The organism is Aegicerativicinus sediminis, assembly GCF_015476115.1.
GTDB classification, from domain to species: domain Bacteria; phylum Bacteroidota; class Bacteroidia; order Flavobacteriales; family Flavobacteriaceae; genus Aegicerativicinus; species Aegicerativicinus sediminis.
In genome coordinates this window covers 3,072,558-3,096,741 of sequence record NZ_CP064295.1, presented here as the reverse complement: position 1 = coordinate 3,096,741, position 24,184 = coordinate 3,072,558, and the positions used below count along the sequence as shown (strand labels likewise).

Genomic DNA, 24,184 nt, shown 5'->3' with positions numbered 1-24,184 from the left:
AATTATTTCATAGTAAAACTGATTCTGTTTTTGTCTTTTTTAGTTTTACTGTTTTATATGATTTACTATTTACTTGTAAATCAAAATAAAAAACACCCAAGAGATTAAATCCTTGGGTGTTTTTTTATTAACACTCCTATAATATTTAGTGAAGTTATTTAAACATTTCTGCAAATTGTTGTACTTGTGAGGCATCAATATCTGAAAGATTAATCCCTTGAGCCAAGGATGCAATCTGATTAGGATTCATATCATCTCCTAATATTCTGATAACGGCAAAACCTTTATCGTTGGCATTCCCAAATAAAATAAACTCGTCCACTTCATCATCATCACCAATATATTTCATTACAAATTTGCCATCAACGGAATTTCCTGCACGCATCAATTCATTATACTTACTGTCCTTAAGAATGCTATTTACCTTTGCTAATTCTTCTTGGTATTGATCTTTATTATCCTCTGTAATAACAAAAGCTAACATATTCAATTTGTCCACCGAATTGTAGGCTTCCTTTTGCTCTGGTGTAAGCGATGTTTCATCTATTTTCAAAAAGCTTGTAGGAATATCTACAGAGGTGAAACCGGGTTTCAATTCGTTATCGACATAGTATGCCTGCAATGACGAATTTTGGTTGCAACTCACAAAGGTTGCAACCAAAACCATCAAAGCGATTATATTTCTGATTGATGTGTTCATTTGTTTAATTTTTGTTGGCTTTCTCAACCTTTTTCAATTTGTCTCCACCAGGAACATTCATTTTACTAGTGATTTTTGAAATCTGGTTAAGATCTATATCTCCTGTCAACGACAGTAATACTGTTTCAATTTCACGTTTTTTGCCATTTATTTCAATGTCTTGGTCTTTGGTAATTTCTTTAAGACCGTTCACATACATCAACAATTCCTTAACGTGATCATCGTCTCTTCCTTCTTTCACATAAAATTGAACTGTTTGATCGCCATCTTTAATTCGCATCAATTCAGCCAATTGATTAGACTTTAAATACTGATTAACAGTAGCGCCCATATCTTTAGAGATCTTTTCATCTCCAGTGGTGAATACTTTCAAACCGGTAATTTTTTTCACCATATTTAGGTATTCTTGACTTTCAGGGTCATCGGTATCTATATCTATCTTTGCCAGCATTGTAAACATTTTCTGGTTGACGATTATAGATGTCACTTCTTCTAGATCCTCAAATTTATCGAATATACTTTGGGAAGAAGCCAAGGCCGGAGCCAAAACAATTGCAGCGATTACTAATAACTTTTTCATCGTTTTTTGATTTAGTGGTTTTAAGGGTTATAAATTAAATTCGTTGTTTCTGAAAATTCGGTGATCATTCCCGCCATTTCGATGCCTTCATCTAAGTTTGAAGCCATAACATTTAAAGGCGTTAATTGATTCTTTCCAATTTCTAGTTGATTAGACACCATAGACAAAGCTTCCATCGTCTGGTTGTAAGCTAACAGTGCCTCCTGCTTTTCTGCCTCAGTCGGACCTGCCAATTGAGACATATAAACTCCAAACATTACAACAGCGACTGCAGCAACGGACAACCACTTATACCATACAGTATTTTTAGTTTTTAGTGGCACCTCTTTAGTGAACTGCTCTGTTCGGGTAAAAGTGAAATAATTGAACAAAGGTTTATATACTTCCAAATGTGGAGGAACATCTTCCCTTGAAAAATACTCTTGTAGTATCTTTTCTTCTTTAATGGAAGTTTCTGCGTTCTCGTACTTCTCTATTAGTTTTTCTATATTATTTAATACCATAATTATGAGTATTAGTTAATTTTTCTCTTAATGTTTTTCTTGCTCTTGATAGAGCAACTCTAATTGCGGTTTGATTCATATCCAGCATCTTGCCAATTTCATCAAACTCATATTGTTCAATATCTCGCAATTGTAGAATAATTTTTTGCTGTTCGGGCAAATCTTCCATCATTCTTCCAACCCAGGAGAGGCTATCCTTAACCTCGATTTCCTTTTGCAAGGAAACATTGTTATCTTGATAGTTACTATGAACAATTTTCAAATTCTGTGCCTGTTTAGATTTTAACCTATCCAAACAAAAATTTTTTGTCATCGTCATAGAAAAAGCCTCAACATTTTTATAGTTGTCGAAATGACTCTTATTATTCCACAATTTTAAAAGAACTTCTTGGGTCGCATCCTCTGCTTCCTCTTTGCTAACCAATAACCTTTTAGCAAGCCTATAAAGCTTGTCTTTAAATGGCATTATTGCTTTTTCAAAATCCTTATGGGTCATCGGTTGGTTTGGTTAGTTAGGATTTAATTTCCCTTTTCTACAATTACGACGAACAACTCTAAAATTTGTTACAAATATTTTTCAATAACAATATTGTAAGTATTTTTACGATATTGAATATACCGCATTTTTTTGCGCGAACCCTTAAATTCTTGCTATGAACATTAAGCTTTTTAAAAAAATTAGCTTGCTACTTTTATTAGTGGTGAGCATCAGTTTATTCCAAAATTGTTCGAAGGACAATGACGATGAAATAGAAACGGACACCGAAATTATTCTAGATGAGGTTAAAGATTTCATTTGGAAATCAATGAATCTTGTGTATTTATATAAAGATCAAGTGCCTCTCCTAGATGAAGATCGCTTTGGATCAATGGCTGATTATAATAATTTTTTAAACAATTACTCTTCGCCAGAGGCTTTATTCAATGCTGTACTTTATGAACCCGAAACCGTTGATCGATTTAGTTGGATGACAGATGACTATATCGAACTAGAACAACAGTTAGGCGGCGTATTCAAGACAAACGGTCTTGAATATTTTTTCTATTATGAACCAAATAGTGATACAGACGTAGTTGGGGTTGTTAGCTTAGTTTTGCATGATTCTGATGCTGAAAATAATGGAGTTGTACGAGGTCAAATTTTTCATGCCGTTGATGGTATAGAAATGAATGTAAACAATTATTACACTCTTTTCGGAAATGACACATATACGTTGAGTTTTGCCGATTATAATACCAATGGCACCCAAACAACATCGGATGATACAATTGTACCGAATAACACTTCCGTTACCTTAACCAAACAGATTGGTTATGTAGAAAACCCAATTTACTACTATGATATTATAGAAATTGATGGAAATAAAATTGGTTATTTGGCCTATAACGGATTTACAGCTGGATACAACGAGGAATTAAATTCAATTTTTGGAGATTTCAAATCAGCCAATGTTACTAATCTTGTCCTAGATCTTAGATATAATTTAGGCGGAAGAGCCGATGTAGCTAACTATTTAGCAAGTATGATTACAGGGCAATTCACTGGTGAAGTATTTTCAAAATTAAAATGGAATGAAACTTTAAGCAATAATAATTCCAACACTGCATTTACAAATACGTTGCCTAATGGCGGAGGCTCAATTAATAGCCTAAATTTAAACAAGGTCTATATTATTGCTACTGGTAGAAGTGCATCAGCATCAGAAATGATGATTAATAATCTAAGACCCTATATTGAAGTTGTTCATGTTGGAACTAACACGGTCGGTAAAACACAAGCTTCACTGACGGTTTATGATTCTCCAGGAGTATTTGATAAGGATGGAATAAACCCAAATCACACTTACGCATTACAACCTTTAATCGCCAATTTTTATAATGTAAATGATGGTTCGGTTCCACCTGATGGTTTTACACCAAATATTGAATTACAAGAAAGACTTAGCAATTTTGGCACTTTGGGAGACCCTGATGAAACGCTTTTGGCCGCTGCAATTTCGGATATTCTTGGAACCGGCAGAAGAACTGATATGGATTCCTACTTCAGACAAATTGAAAACCCATTGGATAAAAATCAGCCAGATTTTGGTTTAATTCTCGATCCAAAAGACATACCTGTCGACTTTAAGTTAAACTGATAAAAAAAGGCCGCTAATTGCGGCCTTCTTTATATTAGAAATTTTAATAATTAAAATAAAAACCGTTAGGGGCTATCCCAACGTCTGTAGAAAACAGTTTAGTTCCATTTAAATCATAAACCTCTATAAAACTATTTGAAGCGAAATCACCCCCATCCGCTATAAAGATTTTATTGTTATAAGATTTAAAACCATACATGACTCCATAAGCTGATTGGGACTCATAAGTAACAAATGGGGACGTAGGAGCATTAACGGCAGAAATGGACATTGAGTAAACACTATTTGAAACCGTATAAAAAATTGTGTCATTATTTACTTCCAAATGCCTAGGGGCTGACGAATTATTGAGATCAACTGTTTTAGATAGTTCTAGATTCGACAAATTAAAAATCTCTAATTCGTTTGAACTTAAGGCATATAAATAATTCCCATAAAGTTCAAATTCATTCAATCCCTGAGAGGTTTCTATCCTTTCAATAACGTCTCCGTTAGAAGGGTCTATAACAGAAATATGATTTCCAAAACCATAGGCAGCGTTTTGTACAAATAAATTTGACCCATTTGTTTGGATATACTCAACTGTATCCCCTACCAAAAATGTATCTTCCACCTCAAAGGTTTCCAAATTAACAACCGCAATATAATCGTCATCTGAAGTCTGAAAACTTGCTTGGTTTGTAATGTATGCCTTGCCATCGACCACAACACCATACCGGGGCACTTCTATACCAGAATTAACAACACCCACTGTTTTAAAAGTATACCGATTTACAATGGTGATGAGATTTGAACCATTGGAAATTATAAAGGCTAACTCATTTTCGAAAAACATGGATTGAACATAATTACCTAAATCTGAATTGTCATTGTTATGTTTATAAATATCATTTTCAACAGTTGTAAAGTCTTCAGAGATATAGGTGACACTACCAACACCGCCTTCGTTTAATATAAAAAACCCATTCACATAATTCCCTAAACTTAATTCTGTTATTTTGTCGTCAGAGGTACAGGATTGAAGAATTATAATGGCTCCAAAAATCGATAAGTATTTGTTCATAGTATTTATTAAAGATTAATTTGTATTACGGTTTGATAATATCTTCCGGGCATTGGCCTTAATTCAATTGTTTGATATTGCTGATTAAATATGTTTTGAATATTAACGCCTACAGCGATTTCCCGTTTTTCCCCAAAGGCATACTCAAGCATACAATTGGCAATTGTATACCCATTCAACCAATTTGAATTATCTGTAGTTGTGTAAACCTTATCGGTTAGATGTAACTGAAGGTTAGCGCTAAGCTTTTTAAAAACTAATTGAACGTTGTTGTTTGATTGCCAACGAGGGGTGTAAACTAAAAATTTATTCAATTGACTATCCCTAGAAATTGTATGCGAATTCAATGAATTAAACCCAAACCTAAAATCTCCAAAATCCTTTTCATAGAATAAGTTTAATTCCAAACCGTAAGTTTCCGCTTGCCCTACATTTAGAGGGCTCCATAAACCAGATTCCCTAGGTACCCATTGGATTAGATTTGAAATATCATTATAGAACCCTGTAAACTGTAATTTAAACTTCCCTTTGATATACTGGTTGGTTATTTCAAATTGGTAAGCATCTTCCGGCTTTAATTGGAGATTTCCACTATTAGTCCAATACAGGTCATTCAGAGTTGGAGCTCTAAAGTTTTTTGACGCACTAAATTTTAAATTGTAATTATCGATGGCCGACCATTCCAATCCAAATTGACCTAATAATTGGCCTTTATAGACCGAATGCCATTGAAAACGTCCTCCCAATTCATAAACAATTCGATTAAGTCTATGTTTAAATTCTAATGCTGTAACAGCATTCTGAAAATTTTTGGAATTAATGTCAGTCCCATCACCTATAACATTCTGAAAGGAAATGAGGGGCTTCAACTTCATTCGTTTTGGAAGCCAAATATCTGATTCATAACTTCCAAAATACGTATCTGATTTACCAAAAGTGAAATTCTCATTTAACCTATTCTGGTAATATTTATATTGTTCCCTTATATAGGAACCTTTAACATAATGAGCTGTTTTATCCGAATCTAACCTCCACTGAATTAAACTTTTAAAATTCTTATCAATGTATTTCCCTGGAGTTTCACTTGGTCGGATAATGGATAAATATCTATTACTATCGTAAAATTCATTGAACAACTCAACCTTACTCGACTTGTTAAAAGCATAACTAGCATTAAAATTTAAACTATAGTTCTGGTATTTTCCATTTAGATTATTCCTTTGAAATTGTTCTATATCAAAATTATTGTCTGAATAATTATGTGAAAACTTGAAAGTATAAGCCAGATTATCAATTCTATTACTGATACTCGCGTTAGTTCTAAAGGTGTTAAAAGAACCGTAACTGCTTATTAAAGTTGTTTCAAGTCCATTTTTCTTTAAAAAGGATTGGTTGAGGTGAATTGTTCCACCTAAACCACCACTTCCATACAACAGACTTCCTCCTCCAGGACGAATGTCTATATTGTTGTAAAAGCCTAAATTAAGAGTGTTAAAGTCTACTTGGCCATTGAATTGAGAATTAATGGGTATACCATTCCATAAAACAAGTGTATGACTTGCCAGAGTTCCTCTAAAGCTAGGTGAGGAAACCATTCCAAAACCATTCTCTCTAAAATGAATAGGCGAAACAAATCTTAAATAGGTTGTTGCTGACTTGGTGCGCTTTGCATTAAGTGAATCTGAAAGATTAATAATATTCTGACCAGTGGAAAAGTTTTTAAGAATTCTAGTAGACAGGTTCACATCTGCCAATTGAATTGTATCATTAGATGGCTGACCACAAACCACCAAGGAAAAACAAAATAAGATTAATGATATAAATGCTCTCATGCCAAAACGACCTTTTTCCCGAAAGTCAATTTAAATTATTGATTTAGGCAGGTCTCCTGGCTCGCGTCTTATTATCGGGTCTTCCCACACAAACTAGTGCAGTGACAATGAAGGTCGAAATAAGCGTTCTCAAAGAACAAAGCTTACAGTTGCGGGAACAGCTCCGGATTTAAACCGGATTCCCATTTTAATCCCAAACCTGTTGAAAGGTTTTGGGAACCAAAATCGTCGCGAAAGTAAACATTTTGTTTAAGGAAAACATAAGAAGTTTAAATAATATTACTTTTGGCAAAAAGAATTTTCAATGCGCTTTTTATATGTTTTTTTGGTGGTAATTTTTTTAGGATGTAAAAATAATTCCTCAGAAAACATACTAGAAATAGAATCGATTTCAACTGAGAAACCAGAGTATGCAAATGGGTTTTACGTTACACATTTTTCTAATTACTCAGAATTAACTATAAACTCTCCTTGGCCTAAATCTGATAAGGTCTATAAATATGTAATGGTAAATCGTAAAATTGCGGCAAGTATAACTTTTCCCAATGATCGGTACGACGCCATTATTACTACACCCATAGATAAACTTATTGTTACTTCTACCACTCACCTACCAGCTTTAGACTATTTAAATGAAACTAATAGCCTTGTTGGGTTTCCTGAATTAAATTATATCTCCAATCCTCAAATCCGCGAAAGAATTTCAGGTGGCCTTATTCAAGAAATAGGAAAAAATGAATCCCTGAATACAGAAAAAATCTTAAATATTTCTCCAGAACTTGTTATGGGCTTTAGTATTGATGGCACATCAAAAACATTTGAGACCATTAAAAATGCTGGAATTCCGGTACTATTTAATGGAGATTGGACGGAGAAATCCCCTTTAGGTAAAGCTGAATGGATAAAAGTGTTCGGATTACTATTTGAAAAAAAGCAAAAATCTGATTCCATCTTTAATTCTATTGAAAAACAGTATAACGAAGCCAAAAGTTTAGCTTCAAAGGCAGAACACAGTCCTACTGCAATAAGTGGAGCCTTATACCAAGATATTTGGTATTTGCCTTACGGTACAAGTCCTGAAGGTCAATTGATGAATGATGCCAATATAAATTATCTTTGGTCAGACACTAAGGGTTCTGGCAGTTTGGGATTAAGTTTTGAAACCGTTTTAGAAAAGGGAGAAAATGCTGAATTATGGTTGAATCCGTCCAATTTAATATCTAAAACTAATTTACTGAAAAGCAATCCCCATTATAGTCAATTTGCGGCCTTCAAAACGGATAATATATATACAATGGGTAATACTGTTGGTGAAACTGGGGGAGTACTTTACTATGAATCGGGGATTGCTAGACCGGATTTGGTGCTAAAAGATTTAATTAAAATAGGGCATCCAGAACTATTGCCAGATTACAAGTTCACATTCTTTCAAAAATTGCCAAATTGAAACCCTCTTTTCGAAATAAACGCATTTTTGTAGTCCTCATTTTAATATTGATCATATCCTTTATTTTAAATCTCAGTTTAGGGTCGGTTGATATTCCAATAAGGAAAGTTTTGGGAGCGCTTTTTGGAAAAATTGAAAATAATTCTTGGCAGTATATAATAGGAAATTACCGATTACCAAAAGCTATAACTGCTGTTCTCACAGGAGCAGGTCTTGGGGTTTCAGGTCTTATGATGCAAACACTATTTAGAAATCCCTTAGCTGGACCATTTGTCCTTGGTATTAGTTCGGGTGCAAGTTTGGGTGTTGCCCTTGTAATTCTTGCTTCTGGAATAACTGGTAATGTTATTGGTGGACTATTAATGAACCAATGGACCTTGGTAATTGCTTCCAGTCTTGGTAGTTTCTTGGTTTTATTAGTCGTTTTAATCGTTTCTCTCAAATTAAGGGACAGTATGGCCTTGCTTATTGTTGGTCTAATGTTCGGAAGCATTACTTCTGCATTGGTAAGTGTCCTAGCATATTTTAGTACAGCTGAAAAAATTCAACAGTATATGTTTTGGGGGTTTGGAAGTTTAGGTAATCTAGATTTTAAATCGCTAATGGTATTAGGAAGTATTTGTTTACTCGGTTTATTAATTTGTCTATTCTCAATTAAAGATATGAATGCCATGTTGTTAGGGGAAAACTATGCCAAAAGCATGGGAGTAAAATTCAATAGAAATAGATTTTTAATTATTATAAGCACTAGTCTATTGGCAGGAGGAATAACTGCTTTTGTTGGACCTATAGCCTTTATAGGACTTGCCATACCACATATAGCCCGTTTATTATTCAAGACTTCTAATCATCATGTATTAGTTCCCTGCATATTATTAATCGGTGCAATTAGCATGTTAATTTGTGATAGTGTGGCTCAATTGCCGAATAGCGATTACACCTTACCTATAAATGCTATTACATCAATAATTGGTGCACCTGTTGTTATTTGGTTATTACTGCGTAAGAGAAAAATGATTTTTTAAAAATGGTTAGTAACTCTGAAATAGAAAACAATTCAATTTTACAAGCTTACGAATTAAGTGTTGGCTATAAAGACGGTAAGCAAATAAACACTATTGCAGAGGATATAAATTTTTCTTTGCAAAAAGGGGAATTAATCGGTTTGGTGGGAGCAAATGGTATTGGTAAATCTACATTATTACGCACAATTTCAGGATTACAGCCGCCTCTAAAAGGGAACATATCCTTGGAAAGCAAACCATTTAATCTTTACGATACCTCAGAATTTGCTCAATTATTGAGTGTCGTTTTAACTGAATCTTTATTATCCAAAAATTTAACTGTATTTGAATTGGTAGCTCTTGGAAGACACCCCTATACAAATTGGCTTGGGCAATTGAATTTAACTGATGTTGAAAAAACCAAAGAGGCTATAAAACTCACGCAGATTGAACATTTAGCAAATAACAAATGCTATAAGCTTAGCGATGGCCAATTACAAAAAGCATTGATAGCTCGTGCCTTGGCACAGGACACTAAACTTATCGTCCTCGACGAACCTACCACCCATTTAGACTTATTTCATAAGGTTACGATCCTTAAGCTGCTAAAATCTATCTCACATTCAACAAACAAATCAGTATTATTTTCAACCCATGAAATTGATTTGGCAATCCAAGTATGTGACAAGATTTTAGTTATGAAGAACGAGAAATCGTGGTTCGATACCCCGTGTAACCTAATTGAATCTGGCGTGTTTGATGATTTATTCCCAAAAGGACTGCTAGAATTTGACGGAAGTACTGGTAATTTCAGAATAAAGAAAGACTAAAAATCATTTAATAAGTTTCAACCAATTAGCCCAAGAATTTAGATTCAATAAATTTATCTTTGGTAAAATTTGTTGTTTTCTATGTCTGAATCTTTAACCCTTCTTATTTCAATAATTTTTTCATTTGGTATCGGTGCAGCAATCGGAATTGTTTTTAGTAGACTGAAAAACAAGTCTGAAATTGGTGCAATAAACGAACGTCAGATACAATTTGAGCGGCAAATTTCAGATTTAAAGGACCAGATTTCTGAATCTGAACTCCAAAAAGAAAAATTAAGACAGGAAAAAGGTCAGGTTGACATTGAATTGGCCACCCGAAATACTGAGTTTGAAAATCTTCAAACCAAAATACAGGAACAGAAAAAGGAAGTAGAAAACCTGCAAGAAAAATTTACTAAGGAGTTTGAGAATTTAGCCAATAAAATTCTAGATGAAAAGTCTTCAAAATTTACGCGGCAAAACAAAGAACACCTAGAGATTCTTCTCAATCCCCTTCAAGAAAAGATTAAAGGGTTTGAAAAGCGAGTGGAAGACACCAACAAAGAAAGTATAGGGCGGCATAGCGAACTAAAGGAACAGATAAAAACTTTAGCTGAATTGAATCAGCAAATGAGTAAGGATGCCGACAATCTTACCAAAGCCCTCAAAGGTGACAGCAAAATGCAAGGAAATTGGGGTGAATTGATTTTAACCAGAATTCTTGAAAAATCTGGACTTGAAAAAGACAGGGAGTATACGTTGCAAGACAGCCACACCGCAGAAGATGGAAAACGATTACAAACAGATGTCCTTATTCATCTCCCTGACGGAAAAAAAATGATTATCGACAGTAAGGTATCGTTAGTTCACTTTGAACGTTTTGTTTCCGAAGAAGACGAGGAACAAAAGCAAATTCACTTGAAACAACACATAGGATCTATTAAAAGACATGTTGAGCAATTGAGCGCCAAGAACTATCAATATCTTATTGATGAAAGTCCAGATACGGTTTTTATGTTCATTCCTATCGAGCCTGCATTTGCCATTGCTTCAGCACACGAACCCAATTTGTATGAACAGGCTTTTGATCGGCAAGTTATCATCGTTACCCCTGCTACACTTCTTGCCGCATTAAGGCTTGTTGACAATTTGTGGCAAAACGATAGGCAAAGACAGAATGCGCTAGAAATTGCCACTGAAGCGGGTAATCTCTACGATAGTTTTACCAATCTAACAGATGAATTGATTAAGGTTGGCAAACAAATTGGAACTGTCCAAAACAGTTATGAAGGCGCTATGAAGAAATTAACTGGAAGAGGCAACTTAGTGAAGCGAGTAGAAAAATTAAAGAAATTGGGGGCAAAGGCAAGCAAAAACATTAATGAAAATCTCTTAAGAAGGGCCGAAGATGCTGATGATCAAGATGAAATGATTACTGATTTGCTTAATTAAATTTTGATTTCCGGAATATACGAGCTATATTTGATATTCCTTTTATAAGGAATATTTAATTTTATTCCTTAAATAGGGAATATTATAAAAAAGTATATTTTTCAGGAATAATGATTGCTGTTCTTACAGGAGACATAATTAAATCACAAGAAATAGCAGCGCCTTCTATTTGGTTGGACAGGTTAAAAATTGCCTTAAATTTTCTTAACAAAGAAGAGTTTTGGTCAATTTACAGGGGTGACAGTTTCCAATTGGAAATAGGAAATCCAGGGAAAGCTTTTATGGCAGCAATTTATATAAAAGCCTGTATTAAAACCATAAAAGACCTTGATATTCGCATTGCAATAGGGCTAGGAAACAAAGAACATCAAGGAAAAGATGTCAGTGAATCTAATGGCCCTGCCTTTGTTTATTCAGGAGAGACATTAGAGCAATTAAAAAAGGAAAAAACTAACCTAAAATTAAAATCTGACAATCCAATTTTCAACGATGAAATAAACTTGTATTTTAAACTGTTGTTAATCGGTATAGATAATTGGACTGTAAATTCGGCCGAAGTTGTGAAATTAACCATAGAGAACCCAAATATGCTACAAACTGAACTCGCAAAACTCATAGGCACTAGTCAAAATGCGGTGAGCAAAAGGCAAAAGCGGGCGAATCTCGATGAAATCTTTGCCCTTGACAAGATGTATAACTCCAAATTAAAAAAGTTCCTATGATTTTATTAATTAAACTGCTACTCGCCCATGTTATTGGTGATTTTTTGCTTCAACCACTACATTGGGTAATAGAAAAGCAACAAAAAAAATTAAAGTCACCTAAACTATATCTCCACGTTCTTATTCACATTGTTTTATTATTCCTCATATTATGGGATATAAAGCTTTGGAAATGGATTTTATTCATTGCCTTTACACATTTCCTTTTTGATGGCTTGAAGGCCAACTTACAGAACGATTCCAACAAAAGAGTTTTGTTTTTTATAGATCAAGCGGCTCATCTTTTAATAATACTATTGGCTTACTATTTTATTTCAGAAAATACATTTCAAATCTCTGAGCTATTGAACGAGAATAATCTTACCCTTCTTCTTGCTGTACTTTTCTTAACTAAGCCTACTTCTCTAATATTGCAAACAATTTTCAGTAAATGGAAAATAGATGAATTAACCGATGAAAATGACTCACTGAGGGATGCAGGTAAATACATAGGTATTTTGGAGCGTTTATTGGTTTTTACCTTTATAGTTTTTCGACATTGGGAGGCGGTAGGATTTTTGATTACAGCAAAATCCGTATATCGATTTGGCGATTTGAAAGAAGCAAAACACCGAAAACTTACAGAATATATATTGATAGGTACACTTTTAAGTTTCGGAATTGCCATACTGGTAAGCCTTGGTTATTTATTCGCTTTATCACACCTGTAATGCCAAAATTATCTTCAAAACATTAAAATTTTATGAGAATAGCCGTATTCAGTTCTAAGCCATACGACCAGGAATATTTTGAAAAACATAGAAAAGAGCATGATTTCGATTTCGTGTTTTTTGAGGCCTCGCTAAACCAAAACACGGCCAATTTATGTAATGGTTTTGATGTGGTTTGTGTTTTTGTAAACGACAAAATAGATAAAGAAACCATTAAGAAATTAGCAAAGTGTAATGTCGGACTAATCGCATTGCGTTGTGCAGGTTATAATAATGTTGACTTGGAGGAGGCCATTTCAAATGGAATAAAGGTTGTACGTGTTCCAGCCTATTCACCTGAAGCAGTAGCGGAACATGCCTTAGCCCTAATATTAACCTTGAATAGAAAGACCCATAAAGCCTATAACCGAATCAGGGAAGGTAATTTTTCCTTGAATAAATTAATTGGTTTCAATCTCCATAATAAAACCGTGGGTGTAATAGGAACTGGACAGATTGGTGCTACTTTCCTTAAAATAATGAAAGGCTTTGGTTGTAAATTAATTGCTTATGATCTTTACCCCAATGAAGATTTAAAGTCTATTGGGGTTGACTATTTAAGTTTAAAGGATTTATTTAAAAGTGCTGATATAATTTCTCTTCACTGTCCATTAAACCCCGACACAAAACATATTATCAACAAGAATTCAGTTGACCAAATGAAAGATGGTGCGATGGTAATAAATACAAGTCGAGGAGGGCTAATAGACACCGCCGATGTTATTGAAGCTTTATCACATCGAAAAATTGGTTATTTGGGAATCGATGTATACGAGCAAGAGGAGAATATATTCTATAAAGACCTATCTGAAAGTATTATCAATGATGATTATATTTTACGCTTGAACAGTTTTCCAAACGTTTTAATTACTTCTCACCAAGCCTATTTTACTAAAGAGGCCATGGATGAAATTACAACCACAACTTTAAATAATATTAAGGCATTCAAAAACGGAGAGAAACTAAAAAATGAAGTTAGACCATAAAAAAAGCCGTTCAAGTGAACGGCTCTATTTATTAAATTAAGAATAGATTATTGTTTTACAAATCGTTTTGTTTGGGTTTCCTTATCATTTGAAATTCTTACCAAATAAACTCCCGCATTCCAACGGCTAACATCAATTGTTGTTTCTAATTCTGAAATTTCCTTAGAAAGAACTTTTTTACCCAATACATCAATTATGGTTAAATGTGTATTTGGCTGTATAGATTTTAAATTGATATTTAATTTGGTGGTAGCAGGATTTGGAGAAATCGTAAATTCATTACCAAATTGAGCAATAAATTGTCCAGATTCTGATGAATTCCCTAATGCGTTTACTTCTGGGAGCGGGATAAAAAAGAAAACAATAAGGAAAGTGATAAGTAGTTTTTTCACCATAGAATAGTAGATTTAATGCTAATGTAGTAATTTTTAGATTATTATGGTTTACCGTTCGTCGAAAATTAGAATTTATTTGCTCAGATACATTTTTCTGCGCGCATATAATTCATAAAATTCATCATCCTTTAAACTATCTATAAATAAAATGCTTTCACCCGTACTTTTCATTTCTGGACCCAATTGTTTATTAACATTAGGGAACTTATTGAATGAAAAAACCGGTTGTTTTATGGCATATCCATCCAATCTAGGATTGAAATTAAAATCCTTTAATTTCTTCTCACCCAACATAATTTTGGTGGCATAATTTACATAAGGTTCACCATAGGCCTTGGCGATAAAAGGTACCGTTCTGGAGGCTCTTGGGTTTGCTTCAATGATATAAACCATGTCGTCCTTAATTGCAAACTGTATATTTATGAGCCCCACTGTATTAAGAGCTTTCGCAATTTTCACGGTGTGGTCTTTAATTTGCTGCATTACAAATTCACCTAAATTAAAGGGCGGTAATGTGGCATTACTATCACCAGAATGAATTCCACAAGGTTCAATATGCTCCATTATACCAATGATGTACACATCTTCTCCATCACAAATTGCATCAGCCTCAGCTTCTATTGCTCCATCTAAATAATGGTCTAGTAATAATTTATTGTTTGGAATTTTTCTCAACAAGTCAACTACATGCTCTTCCAATTCCTTTTTGTTGATTACGATTTTCATTCCTTGACCACCCAATACATAAGATGGTCTAACCAAAATTGGAAAATTCAATCTGTCCGCTACTGCTAAAGCCTCATCTGCCGTCTCAGCAGTGTCGAATTCGGGGTATGGAATTCCATTATCTTTTAAAAGAGTTGAAAAACTTCCTCTATCCTCCGCAAGGTCTAAAGATCGGAAGCTGGTTCCCATTATTTTTATGCCGTAACGATCTAGCTTTTCAGCCAATTTTAGGGCAGTCTGTCCACCCAATTGAACAATAACGCCTTCGGGCTTTTCATGCCTTATTATGTCGTATATATGCTCCCAAAAAACTGGTTCAAAATAAAGCTTGTCCGCAATATCAAAATCAGTTGATACAGTTTCTGGATTACAATTTATCATTATGGTTTCGTAATCACATTCCGAAGCAGCTAAAACTCCATGTACACAACAATAATCGAACTCAATTCCCTGGCCAATCCTATTTGGTCCAGAGCCAAGAACTACAATCTTTTTTCTATCTGAAACAACACTTTCATTGGCAGAATATGTTTTACCATTTGGTTCAACAATTTCATTCTCGAAAGTTGAGTAATAATAAGGAGTCATTGCTTGAAATTCCGCAGCACAGGTATCAACTAGTTTGTAAATTCTATGAATATTTAATTCATCTCTTTTATTGTAAACCTCACTTTCAAGGCATCCTAGCATATGTGCCAACTGTCGATCGCCATAACCTTTTTGCTTAGCCTCTAGCAATAGATCTCTATCAATTGTATCGATATCAAACTTTGAAATTTCCTTTTCAAGCTGGTACAATTCTTCGTATTGCTTAAGGAACCACATGTCAATTTTTGTGATATCGTAGATTCTGCTAAGCGGAATACCCATTTGAATGGCATCGTAAATAACGAATACCCTATCCCAGCTTGCATGGGTAAGCTTATCTATAATCTGGTCGTAATTTTTATATCCCTTACCATCAGCCCCTAACCCATTTCTTTTAATTTCAAGCGATTGAGTCGCCTTGTGCAAAGCTTCTTGAAAAGATCTACCGATAGCCATCACCTCTCCTACTGCCTTCATTTGTAGACCTAAGGTTCTATCAGAACCTTCAAACTTATCAAAATTCCATCTTGGAATTTTTACCACCACATAGTCTATGGTTGGCTCAAACAAGGCAGAAGTAGACTTTGTAATTTGGTTTTGCAATTCGTCTAGAGTATAACCTATGGCCAATTTAGCAGCTATTTTTGCAATCGGATAACCGGTGGCCTTACTCGCTAAAGCTGAAGACCTGGATACCCTCGGGTTTATTTCTATGGCAATGATGTTTTCCTCTTCATCTGGACTAACTGCAAACTGAACATTACAACCTCCTGCAAAATCCCCAATACTACGCATCATATGAATGGCCATATCACGCATCTTTTGGAACGTTGTATCGGATAGAGTCATTGCTGGGGCAATTGTTATTGAGTCACCAGTGTGGATCCCCATCGGATCCATATTCTCTATGGTACAAATAATAACAACATTGTCATTTTTATCCCTCAACAATTCCAGCTCATATTCTTTCCACCCGATTAAGGCCTTATCTATCATTACCTCATGTATTGGCGAGGTTTCTAGACCACGTGTTAACAATGTATCAAACTGGTCTTCACTATGCACAAAAGAAGCACCAGCTCCTCCCAAGGTATAAGATGCTCTGATAACCAAAGGGAACCCAAATTCCTGCGCAATTTCTTTACCCTTCAAATAACTTGTAGCGGTTGCTTGAGGCGCCATAGGAACGCCAATTTTCAGCATCAATTCCCTAAATTGTTCTCTATCTTCGGTAATATTTATGGCATCAATATCGACACCTATTAATTTTACTTTAAAATCTTTCCAAATCCCCTTTTCATCGGCTTCAATACATAAATTTAGAGCCGTTTGTCCACCCATAGTTGGCAAAACAGCATCTATTTCTGGATGCTTTTCCAAAATTTTTATGATTGATTTGGTTGTTAGAGGCAACAAGTAAACATGATCTGCCATGGTAGGGTCAGTCATAATTGTTGCTGGATTGGAATTAATTAAAACTGTTTCAATCCCATCTTCTCTTAGGGATCTCAAGGCTTGAGATCCAGAATAATCAAATTCACAAGCCTGGCCTATAATGATTGGACCAGAACCGATAATTAAGACAGATTTAATGGAGGGATTTTTTGGCATTGTATAAATATTTGGTGTGCAAAATTAGGAATCGAATAAGTATAAAAAAAGGCGTTACACCTAAGTAACACCTTTAAATATCAACAATTGTTAATCATTATTTTTTATGTCTGATTTCAGAAGATACAGATAATTTCTTTCTTCCTTTAGCTCTTCTACGAGCAAGGACTTTTCTTCCGGTTACAGAAGCCATTCTTTCTCTGAATCCGTGTTTATTTCTTCTCTTGCGCTTGGAAGGCTGGTACGTTCTTTTGCTCATTTCTCTATATCTTTAATTCTTCTGAAATATCTTATTTACAACTTACGTTTGAGGCGTTCTAAAAACTGCGTGCAAATATACAAAGACTTTTTAGTTTAGCAAGTGCAAAAATAAATAATTTTCAACAAGAATTTCGGCTTATTAACAATCAATATTTTCAAAGTATTTATGGCTCTTTAAATGAGTCCATATAGAAGAATAAGCCTTTATTTCTTACCTTTGCACTCCTTTAGCAAATAATAAATATGTTTAATAAAAATATAAAGTTAGTTCTTGCTGGACTTATAATCGGGTACGCAGTTTACCAATTTACCGAAAATAATATAGGTAATGGTATCTCCTTAATATTATTGTCTCTTGTATTCATATTTCTGTATTTCAAGAACGAAATGATTCTTTTGGCATTTCTACGTTTGAGGAAACAGGATTTTGATGGCGCCAAAAAATGGTTAGATAAAATTAAAAATCCATCTTCTGCCTTAGTAAAAAAACAGCAGGGTTATTATAATTTCCTTCATGGCATAATGGTTTCTCAAACCAACATGAATGAAGCAGAAAAATATTTTAAAAGGTCTGTGGAATTTGGCTTGTCAATGGATCATGACCTAGCTATGGCAAAATTGAATTTGGCGGGTATTGCATTCAGTAAAAGAAGACCCCAGGAAGCGAAAAGACTTTTAGCAGAGGCTAAAACATTGGACAAACGAAACATACTTACCGACCAAATTAAAATGATGCAGGACAGCATGAAGCGCGCAAATATCCCAAATCAACATTATGGCAATCGCCAAATGAGAAGAAGGTAAATTATTTAATTATAGAAAAAGCCCTGAAGATTTTCAGGGCTTTTTTATTATACTATTTATAAAGTTTAGAATAATACTCTTTTGCCATTCGCTCACTTGTAAATTCAGGAATAACGTCTTCAATTCCATTAATCACGAGTTTATGCCAAGCAGTTGGATCATCATAATAAGTTGGAATAACCTTATTCTCTAATACATTATATAGGTTATAGGCATCGATTCTATCTTGTTCCCAAACTGGCTTAGTGTGATCTCCTTTTGGCAGCACGAAACTATTTACTTCATCCTTTTCAAATTCTTGAATCCACCCGTCATTAACCGAAACATTCACTGAACCATTCATTGCTGCAGACATTCCACTTGTTCCAGAAGCTTCACGTGTTATTCTCGGAGTGTTCAACCAAACATCAGATCCTAATTTTAATTTTCTAGACAAATCTAATTCGTATCCAATCAGTACTGCCAAATTTGCGTATCCCTTGGAATGATTAACTAGATGGTTAAAAATATCAATGGCATAATAGTCAAATGGATACGGTTTTCCTGCCCATATTATTTGAACTGGGTATTCTGTATTATGTACAATCCTATTAAATCGCTCCAAATCATGTAGCAACAAATCTGCCCGTTTATAGCCTGCAAGGCGACGTGCCCAAACTAGAGTAAGGGTATCTGGGTCGAATTCTTTACCCGTTTGGTTATAGACTTCAGCAAAAAGTTCTTTCTTTAATTCGTTTTTCCGAGTATGAAAATTCTTAGAACTTTTCCTTTTCCGGGCATTTTTGAGTTTATCATCTTGCCAATAATGCTGATTTTGGGCATTAGTGATAGCCATTATTTTAGAAACACCCTTATAATCCTTCCACATGTTTTTTGAAACCTTAGCATGTAATTTGGACACAGCATTGGATTTGTTCGCCATTCTTAGGGCAGAAACAGTATAACTAATCATACCGTCATTAACTAGTTCCTTTTCTAACTCCATGTCAGAAAGATATCTTCCAAAAAAACCACAACGGTTAAGATGACGACCATCCCGTTCCTCATTACCAGCTTTTTCAGGGGTATGGGTAGTAAATGCCAATTGGGATTTTTTAACCCCTCTATCCTTTAAGTAATAAAATGCAGGAAGTGCATGTCCTTCATTGAGATGATAAATATCTGCTCCTCCCAAAGCCTCAACAACCTTAGCCCCACCAATACCTAATACTATACTTTGTGAAATACGTGTTAATTCGTTTGAATCGTAAAGATGATTCGTAATAGTCCTAGATAAATGATCATTTTCCTCAACATCCGTGCTTAATAGATATAATGGAACATTACCGAAAATTTCAGGTTTCAAAACATAAGCCTTTACATGCACATTTGGATTTTCATGCAACTGAATTTTAACTGTTATACCAGTATCTTCAAGGAAATCATATGTTTTTTCGTTGAATTCAACCCTCAAGGATTGATCCTCATTTCTGGCCTGGTCGTAATAACCATACTTCCAGAGGATTCCAACACCAATCATGTTTTGTTTTAAATCATAGGCGGAACGCATATGGGAACCAGCTAAAAAACCTAATCCTCCGGAATAGATTGCCAAAGCTTGATCAATAGCAAATTCCATACTAAAGTATGCTACCTTTTTATTAAATTCTTTTGCTGGTTTGTACGGATGATACCATGTACTATATAAAGATGAAGACATTTAAACTGAAATTTAATTAAAGAATGAAATTGATGCTTTCCATTTGTTCTCAACAACTAAAAAACACTTAAAAAATTAAGTGGCTAAAATTAGACAACTTCTTGATTCAACCAAATTTCAATGGTTATAATAATAAAAAATTAATGGAGATAATGACTAGGAAAGATAATTTCAAGACGAATTTAGTATGATATGTAGTATTTTTCTTAAAATTTTTCGTGCTTTAACGATTAAATTTGAAGTTTATTGCTCAATCCTATAATTTTGTTTTAACAAATTGTAAGCCCCAACTATTTGAGAATAACTTTACTCATAACTATCTTATTACTTAACCTTCAATTGTTTGCACAGAATTCTGAGATGCAATTCGATAAGGCCTTGGACCTGCATTTACCCAAGTACATTAAAAACTCCAATGCAGCAATAGAGAATTATGAATATGAAAAGGCAGAAATGCTTTTCGATTCTCTATTTCAAAAACATTTGAGAGGAAGTATAATCCCTAATCTAACTTTAAATCGAATTAAAGGGGATCCCATTAATACAGATGATTTGGGAATACCGTTCATCATTATCACAAGAACGCCATGGATGTTAGAAAATGAAGATGAAGTTGCTTTAATAAATGACATAGCTTTGAAATATAGCCAGCAAATTGCAATTATTGTTTTGTATTGGTCAGACGAGAAGGTTGTAAAAAAAGCTTCTAAGGCGTTTAGCAAGGATGTTATTGTCACCTATGTAGATGAACGGGATAACAAAAACAATCTGCTCATTAAAACATATAAACATTCCTTTGGTGCCCCAACTTGCTTTTTTGTTGATCAAACAAAACATCTAATGCATATTAATAAGAAATTCAGCTTAATGCTAAAAGATGAGACTGAATATACTTTTGATAATACATACAAAAATTTGGCATTATTACTGTTTAAGGACGAAAACACCTCAGAAGGTGTGATCACTACCTTAGATGAAGAAAATGACCCTGATTACTAACTACAACAGTGGAGCCCAAAGACGGCTATAGGATTCTTTTAATTTATCAATTTTCGGACGATTAAACCATTCCTCTTTATCCAATAATTCGCACTCCTCGACATCATCAAAAAATTGCTGCTTTAGTTTCAGTGTGAAATCCCTATTATAGATTAAGGCATTTATTTCAAAATTTATATTAAAACTACGGTTGTCCATATTAGAAGTTCCCACTGTACTGAACATATCATCCACTACAATAGTTTTTGCGTGTATGAATCCTTTACAGTACCTATAGATTTTCACATTTGCTTCTAACAACCTATCTAAGAATGAATTCGTGGCATATTTTGCAACCCAACTATCGGAATTTTTAGGTATAACAAGTCGTACATCCACACCAGACCTTGAAGCAACTTGCAGGGCCGTTACAATCTGCTCGTTTGGAATAAAATATGGTGTAGTTATATAAACATATTTGTCTGCAGTATTTATGGAAGTAAAGATAGCTTCCATAATATTTGCCCAATCGGAGTCCGGGCCACTAGCAGCTATTTGCACAGGTAATTCGGTTTCAATAGAATTAGGAGGAAAATAGTTTGGAGTTATTTTTAATGTTGAATCTGTAACAAAGTTCCAATTGTTAAAAAAATTGATTTGCAACTCCTTCACTGCTTCGCCTTCAATCCTTAAATGAGTGTCTCTCCAATAAACATCGCTTTTGCCATTATTTACATATTTGTCGGACACATTTATTCCTCCAACATATCCAATTTTACCATCAATTATAACAATTTTTCGATGGTTTCTATAATTCATTTGGCCTGTCAAACCAGAAAACAATACCGGCATAAATGGCATAAATTGTATGCCTGCAATTTTCATTTTTCGTTTGGCCTTACTGCTAATACTACTACCTACATAATCATAACTTAAACGAACTTCCACTCCAGATTTTGCCATTTCGCACAGCAAATCGATGAACTGGGTACCAATTTTATCGTCTTCTAATATGTAATATTCAACATGGATATGGTCTTTGGCAGTTTTTAAATCCTCAAAAAGTCTTGGAAATTTTTCTTCACCATTTTTCAACAATTCAAGTTCATTTTTCATGGTGAGAGGAGACTTATCGCTTTTGGATAAGAGTCGAACGAGTTTAACCTTTTCGTCCAGTTGGTTTCTAATTATCCTAATCTCTGCTGGTGCAAGTTTTAATTCTTCCTGTACATCCTTGATGATTTTTTGGTTTAAAACATCCTTCCTATTGAAGATTTTTACTTTGCGATATTCCTGACCGAAAAAATAATAAACGATTAGCCCCACAAAGGGAAATACCAATAATACAATTATATAAGTGAGGGTTTTGGTTGGATTAACATTCTTGAGAAGAACAAGAATTGCAGCACCAATGGACAAAACATAGTTGATGAACAACAGTATGTCCCAAGTGTTGTCCTTTATATAATCTATCATTTATGGTTTTGCAGGATAATATCCTTCCTCTGGAATCTCTATATAATAAACCTTTTTTGATTTATTATTTAGATGATCCTCCCTCAACCATGGATTATGAATTTTTAAAATTTTGTAATTTATACCATGGTCTAGAGCAAATGAGGCAAAATCTGTAACCTCACTGTCAACCATAATTTTTGTCGTTGGAATAGTTTTATACAAATCGGCATCAGAAAAATTGAAACCGTATTTTTTCGGATGGTTCAAAATTTCCTTTAAAGCTAAAATTCTAAATAAGTATCGACCGGTCTCTTCACCTAAAAGTAAATCGTAATAGTCATCAACCTTTTGGTCATCCAACCGTCTAGATACACCGGCGTTACCTGCATTGTAAGCAGCAGCAGCCAATGTCCAAGAACCAAATTTGTCCCTAGATTGCTTTATATACTTACAAGCAACTTCCGTAGCCTTTTCCAAATGGTAACGCTCATCAACATTATCATTTACTTCTAAGCCATTATCCTTACCAGTACCAGCCATAATTTGCCAAACTCCTCTAGCTCCAGCTGGAGAAACTGCATTTGTTAAGCCACTTTCAATGACAGCCAAATACTTAAAATCTTCAGGAATTCCATTTTTCTTAAGAATAGGTTCTATTACTGGAAAATATTTGGCAGCCCTTTTAAAAAGTAACAAACCATTAGATTGCCAATAAGTATTAACCAACAGCTCCCTATCCATACGTTCATAAACATCTGGATCTTCTAAAGGAACTGATTCACCAGCAAATTCTATAGACTCAGGTACACTAAGCGCATAGACGTTGTAATCATTCAGCATTTTCGTATTAGACTGAATCTCAGGATCGGTATTCGTATTGGGCGATTGGGAAGAATATATGAAAAGACCCCCCACTGAAATAACCCCAATAATAGCAAAAAGATGTGTGAAGAATTTCATGAAATTTTTTGATAAATGTAACAAAAAAAATCATTTGCCCTCTTTTATCAACCTAGGAAGATTTTCATTAAACCAACGTGCCCTATTGATAACCATTATATGGGTACCTCCTTTTATGACGATACAATTACCTTCACAACTGTGAGGGAAAATTAGATCTTTGTCGCCGTGTATATAAATGGCATTATTAAGAGGCTCCTCTTGATCCCAAAAAATAATTTCCTTAATCGCCCAGTCTAAATAAACGGGGTCATCCATAGTAAGGTATTTCTTGTATAACTCAATTCGTTTGCTTACGGTTTCACCAAATGAAAATTGAGCAAGGTGCTCCAAATTTTTAACCCAACGGGTAGGAAGAATTTTATAGGCTCCTGTTACCCTTAGCAAAGCCAATCTTTTAGGAAGTTCATGTTTACTCTTAATACTTGAGACTACCAAAAGTCTTTTAAGGTCTAAATATTTACTCATTTCCTGAACAAGAATTCCTCCAAAGCTAACACCCAATAAGACACTCTTAGGATGTGTTATTTTCCCACACATTTTTTTAGCATATGAGGATAGTGTTTCCTCTGGATCAGGCACTTCCCAATCTAAGTAATGGATTTCGAATTCATCTTCCGGAAGGCTTATAAACTCGAAAATCCGAGAGCTAGCTGCCATCCCAGGCATAAGATAAACATGTATGATATCTTGATTCATAAGGTTTTAACAGAGTGTTA

General features: G+C 34.4%; 23 protein-coding genes and 1 riboswitch. Of the genes, 10 read left to right on the top strand and 13 right to left on the bottom strand.

Annotated features, from left to right (window positions below):
• Positions 1 to 154: 154 nt before the first annotated feature.
• Genes ISU00_RS13350 through ISU00_RS13335 form a run of 4 tightly spaced genes read right to left on the bottom strand, consistent with a single transcriptional unit; the run spans position 155 to position 2,279 of the window.
• Positions 155 to 700, bottom strand: coding sequence for a DUF4252 domain-containing protein (locus tag ISU00_RS13350; protein WP_228851170.1), 546 nt, complete (start codon positions 698 to 700; stop codon positions 155 to 157).
• A gap of 4 nt (positions 701 to 704) precedes the next feature.
• On the bottom strand, positions 705 to 1,280 hold the full coding sequence (locus ISU00_RS13345; protein WP_228851169.1) for a DUF4252 domain-containing protein: 576 nt from the start codon (positions 1,278 to 1,280) through the stop codon (positions 705 to 707).
• Between the two features lie 20 nt (positions 1,281 to 1,300).
• Positions 1,301 to 1,783, bottom strand: coding sequence for a hypothetical protein (locus ISU00_RS13340; RefSeq protein WP_228851168.1), 483 nt, complete (start codon positions 1,781 to 1,783; stop codon positions 1,301 to 1,303).
• Positions 1,770 to 2,279 (bottom strand): RNA polymerase sigma factor, encoded by a 510-nt coding sequence (locus ISU00_RS13335; RefSeq protein ID WP_228851167.1) that lies wholly within the window; start codon positions 2,277 to 2,279, stop codon positions 1,770 to 1,772. The genes ISU00_RS13340 and ISU00_RS13335 overlap by 14 nt, the downstream gene beginning before the upstream one ends.
• 187 nt (positions 2,280 to 2,466) lie before the next feature.
• On the opposite strand from ISU00_RS13335, the gene ISU00_RS13330 reads away from it, so the two are divergent.
• Positions 2,467 to 3,921, top strand: coding sequence for a S41 family peptidase (locus tag ISU00_RS13330; RefSeq protein ID WP_228851166.1), 1,455 nt, complete (start codon positions 2,467 to 2,469; stop codon positions 3,919 to 3,921).
• Positions 3,922 to 3,964: 43 nt separating this feature from the next.
• Here the strand turns inward: ISU00_RS13330 and ISU00_RS13325 are convergent, their stop codons facing one another.
• Positions 3,965 to 4,984, bottom strand: a complete 1,020-nt coding sequence (locus tag ISU00_RS13325) for a DUF5074 domain-containing protein (protein ID WP_228851165.1) — start codon at positions 4,982 to 4,984, stop codon at positions 3,965 to 3,967.
• An 8-nt stretch (positions 4,985 to 4,992) separates the two neighbouring features.
• Complete coding sequence (locus ISU00_RS13320; RefSeq protein WP_228851164.1) at positions 4,993 to 6,816, bottom strand: TonB-dependent receptor; 1,824 nt, start codon at positions 6,814 to 6,816, stop codon at positions 4,993 to 4,995.
• A gap of 29 nt (positions 6,817 to 6,845) precedes the next feature.
• Positions 6,846 to 7,055: riboswitch (cobalamin riboswitch) on the bottom strand.
• A 65-nt stretch (positions 7,056 to 7,120) separates the two neighbouring features.
• Here ISU00_RS13320 and ISU00_RS13315 point away from each other — a divergent pair.
• The 7 genes from ISU00_RS13315 (at position 7,121) to ISU00_RS13285 (ending at position 13,985) form a co-directional block, all read left to right on the top strand.
• Positions 7,121 to 8,263, top strand: coding sequence for an ABC transporter substrate-binding protein (locus tag ISU00_RS13315; protein ID WP_228851163.1), 1,143 nt, complete (start codon positions 7,121 to 7,123; stop codon positions 8,261 to 8,263).
• Positions 8,260 to 9,288, top strand: a complete 1,029-nt coding sequence (locus ISU00_RS13310; protein WP_228851162.1) for an iron ABC transporter permease — start codon at positions 8,260 to 8,262, stop codon at positions 9,286 to 9,288. Before ISU00_RS13315 ends, ISU00_RS13310 begins: the two co-directional genes overlap by 4 nt.
• 2 nt (positions 9,289 to 9,290) lie before the next feature.
• The gene (locus tag ISU00_RS13305) at positions 9,291 to 10,097 is read left to right on the top strand and encodes an ABC transporter ATP-binding protein (protein WP_228851161.1); all 807 of its coding nucleotides are present in this window, start codon (positions 9,291 to 9,293) and stop codon (positions 10,095 to 10,097) included.
• A gap of 81 nt (positions 10,098 to 10,178) precedes the next feature.
• Complete coding sequence (rmuC, locus tag ISU00_RS13300) at positions 10,179 to 11,528, top strand: DNA recombination protein RmuC (protein ID WP_228851160.1); 1,350 nt, start codon at positions 10,179 to 10,181, stop codon at positions 11,526 to 11,528.
• Positions 11,529 to 11,638: 110 nt separating this feature from the next.
• Positions 11,639 to 12,250: a SatD family protein gene (locus tag ISU00_RS13295; RefSeq protein WP_228851159.1), complete on the top strand. Its 612-nt coding sequence runs from the start codon at positions 11,639 to 11,641 to the stop codon at positions 12,248 to 12,250.
• On the top strand, positions 12,247 to 12,960 hold the full coding sequence (locus ISU00_RS13290; protein WP_228851158.1) for a DUF3307 domain-containing protein: 714 nt from the start codon (positions 12,247 to 12,249) through the stop codon (positions 12,958 to 12,960). The genes ISU00_RS13295 and ISU00_RS13290 overlap by 4 nt, the downstream gene beginning before the upstream one ends.
• A 32-nt stretch (positions 12,961 to 12,992) precedes the next feature.
• Positions 12,993 to 13,985 (top strand): 2-hydroxyacid dehydrogenase, encoded by a 993-nt coding sequence (locus ISU00_RS13285; RefSeq protein ID WP_228851157.1) that lies wholly within the window; start codon positions 12,993 to 12,995, stop codon positions 13,983 to 13,985.
• Between the two features lie 47 nt (positions 13,986 to 14,032).
• Here the strand turns inward: ISU00_RS13285 and ISU00_RS13280 are convergent, their stop codons facing one another.
• The 3 genes from ISU00_RS13280 to rpmH all read right to left on the bottom strand — a co-directional run bounded on the left by ISU00_RS13280 (position 14,033) and on the right by rpmH (position 17,564).
• Positions 14,033 to 14,380 carry a T9SS type A sorting domain-containing protein gene (locus ISU00_RS13280; protein ID WP_228851156.1) on the bottom strand — a complete coding sequence of 116 codons (348 nt, stop codon included), beginning with the start codon at positions 14,378 to 14,380 and terminating at the stop codon, positions 14,033 to 14,035.
• A 72-nt stretch (positions 14,381 to 14,452) separates the two neighbouring features.
• On the bottom strand, positions 14,453 to 17,305 hold the full coding sequence (gene carB, locus ISU00_RS13275) for a carbamoyl-phosphate synthase large subunit (RefSeq protein WP_228851155.1): 2,853 nt from the start codon (positions 17,303 to 17,305) through the stop codon (positions 14,453 to 14,455).
• 97 nt (positions 17,306 to 17,402) lie between these two features.
• Complete coding sequence (rpmH, locus tag ISU00_RS13270; RefSeq protein WP_228851154.1) at positions 17,403 to 17,564, bottom strand: 50S ribosomal protein L34; 162 nt, start codon at positions 17,562 to 17,564, stop codon at positions 17,403 to 17,405.
• 245 nt (positions 17,565 to 17,809) lie between these two features.
• On the opposite strand from rpmH, the gene ISU00_RS13265 reads away from it, so the two are divergent.
• Entirely contained in the window at positions 17,810 to 18,370 is a 561-nt protein-coding gene (locus ISU00_RS13265; protein WP_228851153.1) for a tetratricopeptide repeat protein, read from the top strand.
• A 52-nt stretch (positions 18,371 to 18,422) separates the two neighbouring features.
• Here the strand turns inward: ISU00_RS13265 and glgP are convergent, their stop codons facing one another.
• Positions 18,423 to 20,069, bottom strand: a complete 1,647-nt coding sequence (gene glgP, locus ISU00_RS13260) for an alpha-glucan family phosphorylase (protein ID WP_228851152.1) — start codon at positions 20,067 to 20,069, stop codon at positions 18,423 to 18,425.
• Positions 20,070 to 20,363: 294 nt separating this feature from the next.
• Here glgP and ISU00_RS13255 point away from each other — a divergent pair, with 294 nt between their 5' ends.
• Complete coding sequence (locus ISU00_RS13255) at positions 20,364 to 21,068, top strand: hypothetical protein (protein ID WP_228851151.1); 705 nt, start codon at positions 20,364 to 20,366, stop codon at positions 21,066 to 21,068.
• Here the strand turns inward: ISU00_RS13255 and cls are convergent, their stop codons facing one another.
• Genes cls through ISU00_RS13240 form a run of 3 tightly spaced genes read right to left on the bottom strand, consistent with a single transcriptional unit; the run spans position 21,069 to position 24,164 of the window.
• Positions 21,069 to 22,523, bottom strand: coding sequence for a cardiolipin synthase (cls, locus tag ISU00_RS13250; protein ID WP_228851150.1), 1,455 nt, complete (start codon positions 22,521 to 22,523; stop codon positions 21,069 to 21,071).
• Positions 22,524 to 23,465, bottom strand: a complete 942-nt coding sequence (locus ISU00_RS13245; protein WP_228851149.1) for a lytic transglycosylase domain-containing protein — start codon at positions 23,463 to 23,465, stop codon at positions 22,524 to 22,526.
• Between the two features lie 30 nt (positions 23,466 to 23,495).
• A complete protein-coding gene (locus tag ISU00_RS13240; RefSeq protein ID WP_228851148.1) occupies positions 23,496 to 24,164 on the bottom strand; it encodes an alpha/beta hydrolase in 669 nt (222 codons plus the stop codon).
• Positions 24,165 to 24,184: the final 20 nt, after the last annotated feature.

Excerpts from the sequence above, each read along its gene's own strand:
- ISU00_RS13350 (WP_228851170.1), bottom strand. The coding sequence starts at position 700 with ATGAACACATCAATCAGAAATATAATCGCTTTGATGGTTTTGGTTGCA.
- ISU00_RS13345 (WP_228851169.1), bottom strand. The coding sequence starts at position 1,280 with ATGAAAAAGTTATTAGTAATCGCTGCAATTGTTTTGGCTCCGGCCTTG.
- ISU00_RS13340 (WP_228851168.1), bottom strand. The coding sequence starts at position 1,783 with ATGGTATTAAATAATATAGAAAAACTAATAGAGAAGTACGAGAACGCA.
- ISU00_RS13335 (WP_228851167.1), bottom strand. The coding sequence starts at position 2,279 with ATGACCCATAAGGATTTTGAAAAAGCAATAATGCCATTTAAAGACAAG.
- ISU00_RS13325 (WP_228851165.1), bottom strand. The coding sequence starts at position 4,984 with ATGAACAAATACTTATCGATTTTTGGAGCCATTATAATTCTTCAATCC.
- ISU00_RS13320 (WP_228851164.1), bottom strand. The coding sequence starts at position 6,816 with ATGAGAGCATTTATATCATTAATCTTATTTTGTTTTTCCTTGGTGGTT.
- ISU00_RS13315 (WP_228851163.1), top strand. The coding sequence starts at position 7,121 with ATGCGCTTTTTATATGTTTTTTTGGTGGTAATTTTTTTAGGATGTAAA.
- ISU00_RS13305 (WP_228851161.1), top strand. The coding sequence starts at position 9,291 with ATGGTTAGTAACTCTGAAATAGAAAACAATTCAATTTTACAAGCTTAC.
- rmuC (WP_228851160.1), top strand. The coding sequence starts at position 10,179 with ATGTCTGAATCTTTAACCCTTCTTATTTCAATAATTTTTTCATTTGGT.
- ISU00_RS13295 (WP_228851159.1), top strand. The coding sequence starts at position 11,639 with ATGATTGCTGTTCTTACAGGAGACATAATTAAATCACAAGAAATAGCA.
- ISU00_RS13290 (WP_228851158.1), top strand. The coding sequence starts at position 12,247 with ATGATTTTATTAATTAAACTGCTACTCGCCCATGTTATTGGTGATTTT.
- ISU00_RS13285 (WP_228851157.1), top strand. The coding sequence starts at position 12,993 with ATGAGAATAGCCGTATTCAGTTCTAAGCCATACGACCAGGAATATTTT.
- ISU00_RS13280 (WP_228851156.1), bottom strand. The coding sequence starts at position 14,380 with ATGGTGAAAAAACTACTTATCACTTTCCTTATTGTTTTCTTTTTTATC.
- carB (WP_228851155.1), bottom strand. The coding sequence starts at position 17,305 with ATGCCAAAAAATCCCTCCATTAAATCTGTCTTAATTATCGGTTCTGGT.
- rpmH (WP_228851154.1), bottom strand. The coding sequence starts at position 17,564 with ATGAGCAAAAGAACGTACCAGCCTTCCAAGCGCAAGAGAAGAAATAAA.
- ISU00_RS13265 (WP_228851153.1), top strand. The coding sequence starts at position 17,810 with ATGTTTAATAAAAATATAAAGTTAGTTCTTGCTGGACTTATAATCGGG.
- glgP (WP_228851152.1), bottom strand. The coding sequence starts at position 20,069 with ATGTCTTCATCTTTATATAGTACATGGTATCATCCGTACAAACCAGCA.
- cls (WP_228851150.1), bottom strand. The coding sequence starts at position 22,523 with ATGATAGATTATATAAAGGACAACACTTGGGACATACTGTTGTTCATC.
- ISU00_RS13245 (WP_228851149.1), bottom strand. The coding sequence starts at position 23,465 with ATGAAATTCTTCACACATCTTTTTGCTATTATTGGGGTTATTTCAGTG.
- ISU00_RS13240 (WP_228851148.1), bottom strand. The coding sequence starts at position 24,164 with ATGAATCAAGATATCATACATGTTTATCTTATGCCTGGGATGGCAGCT.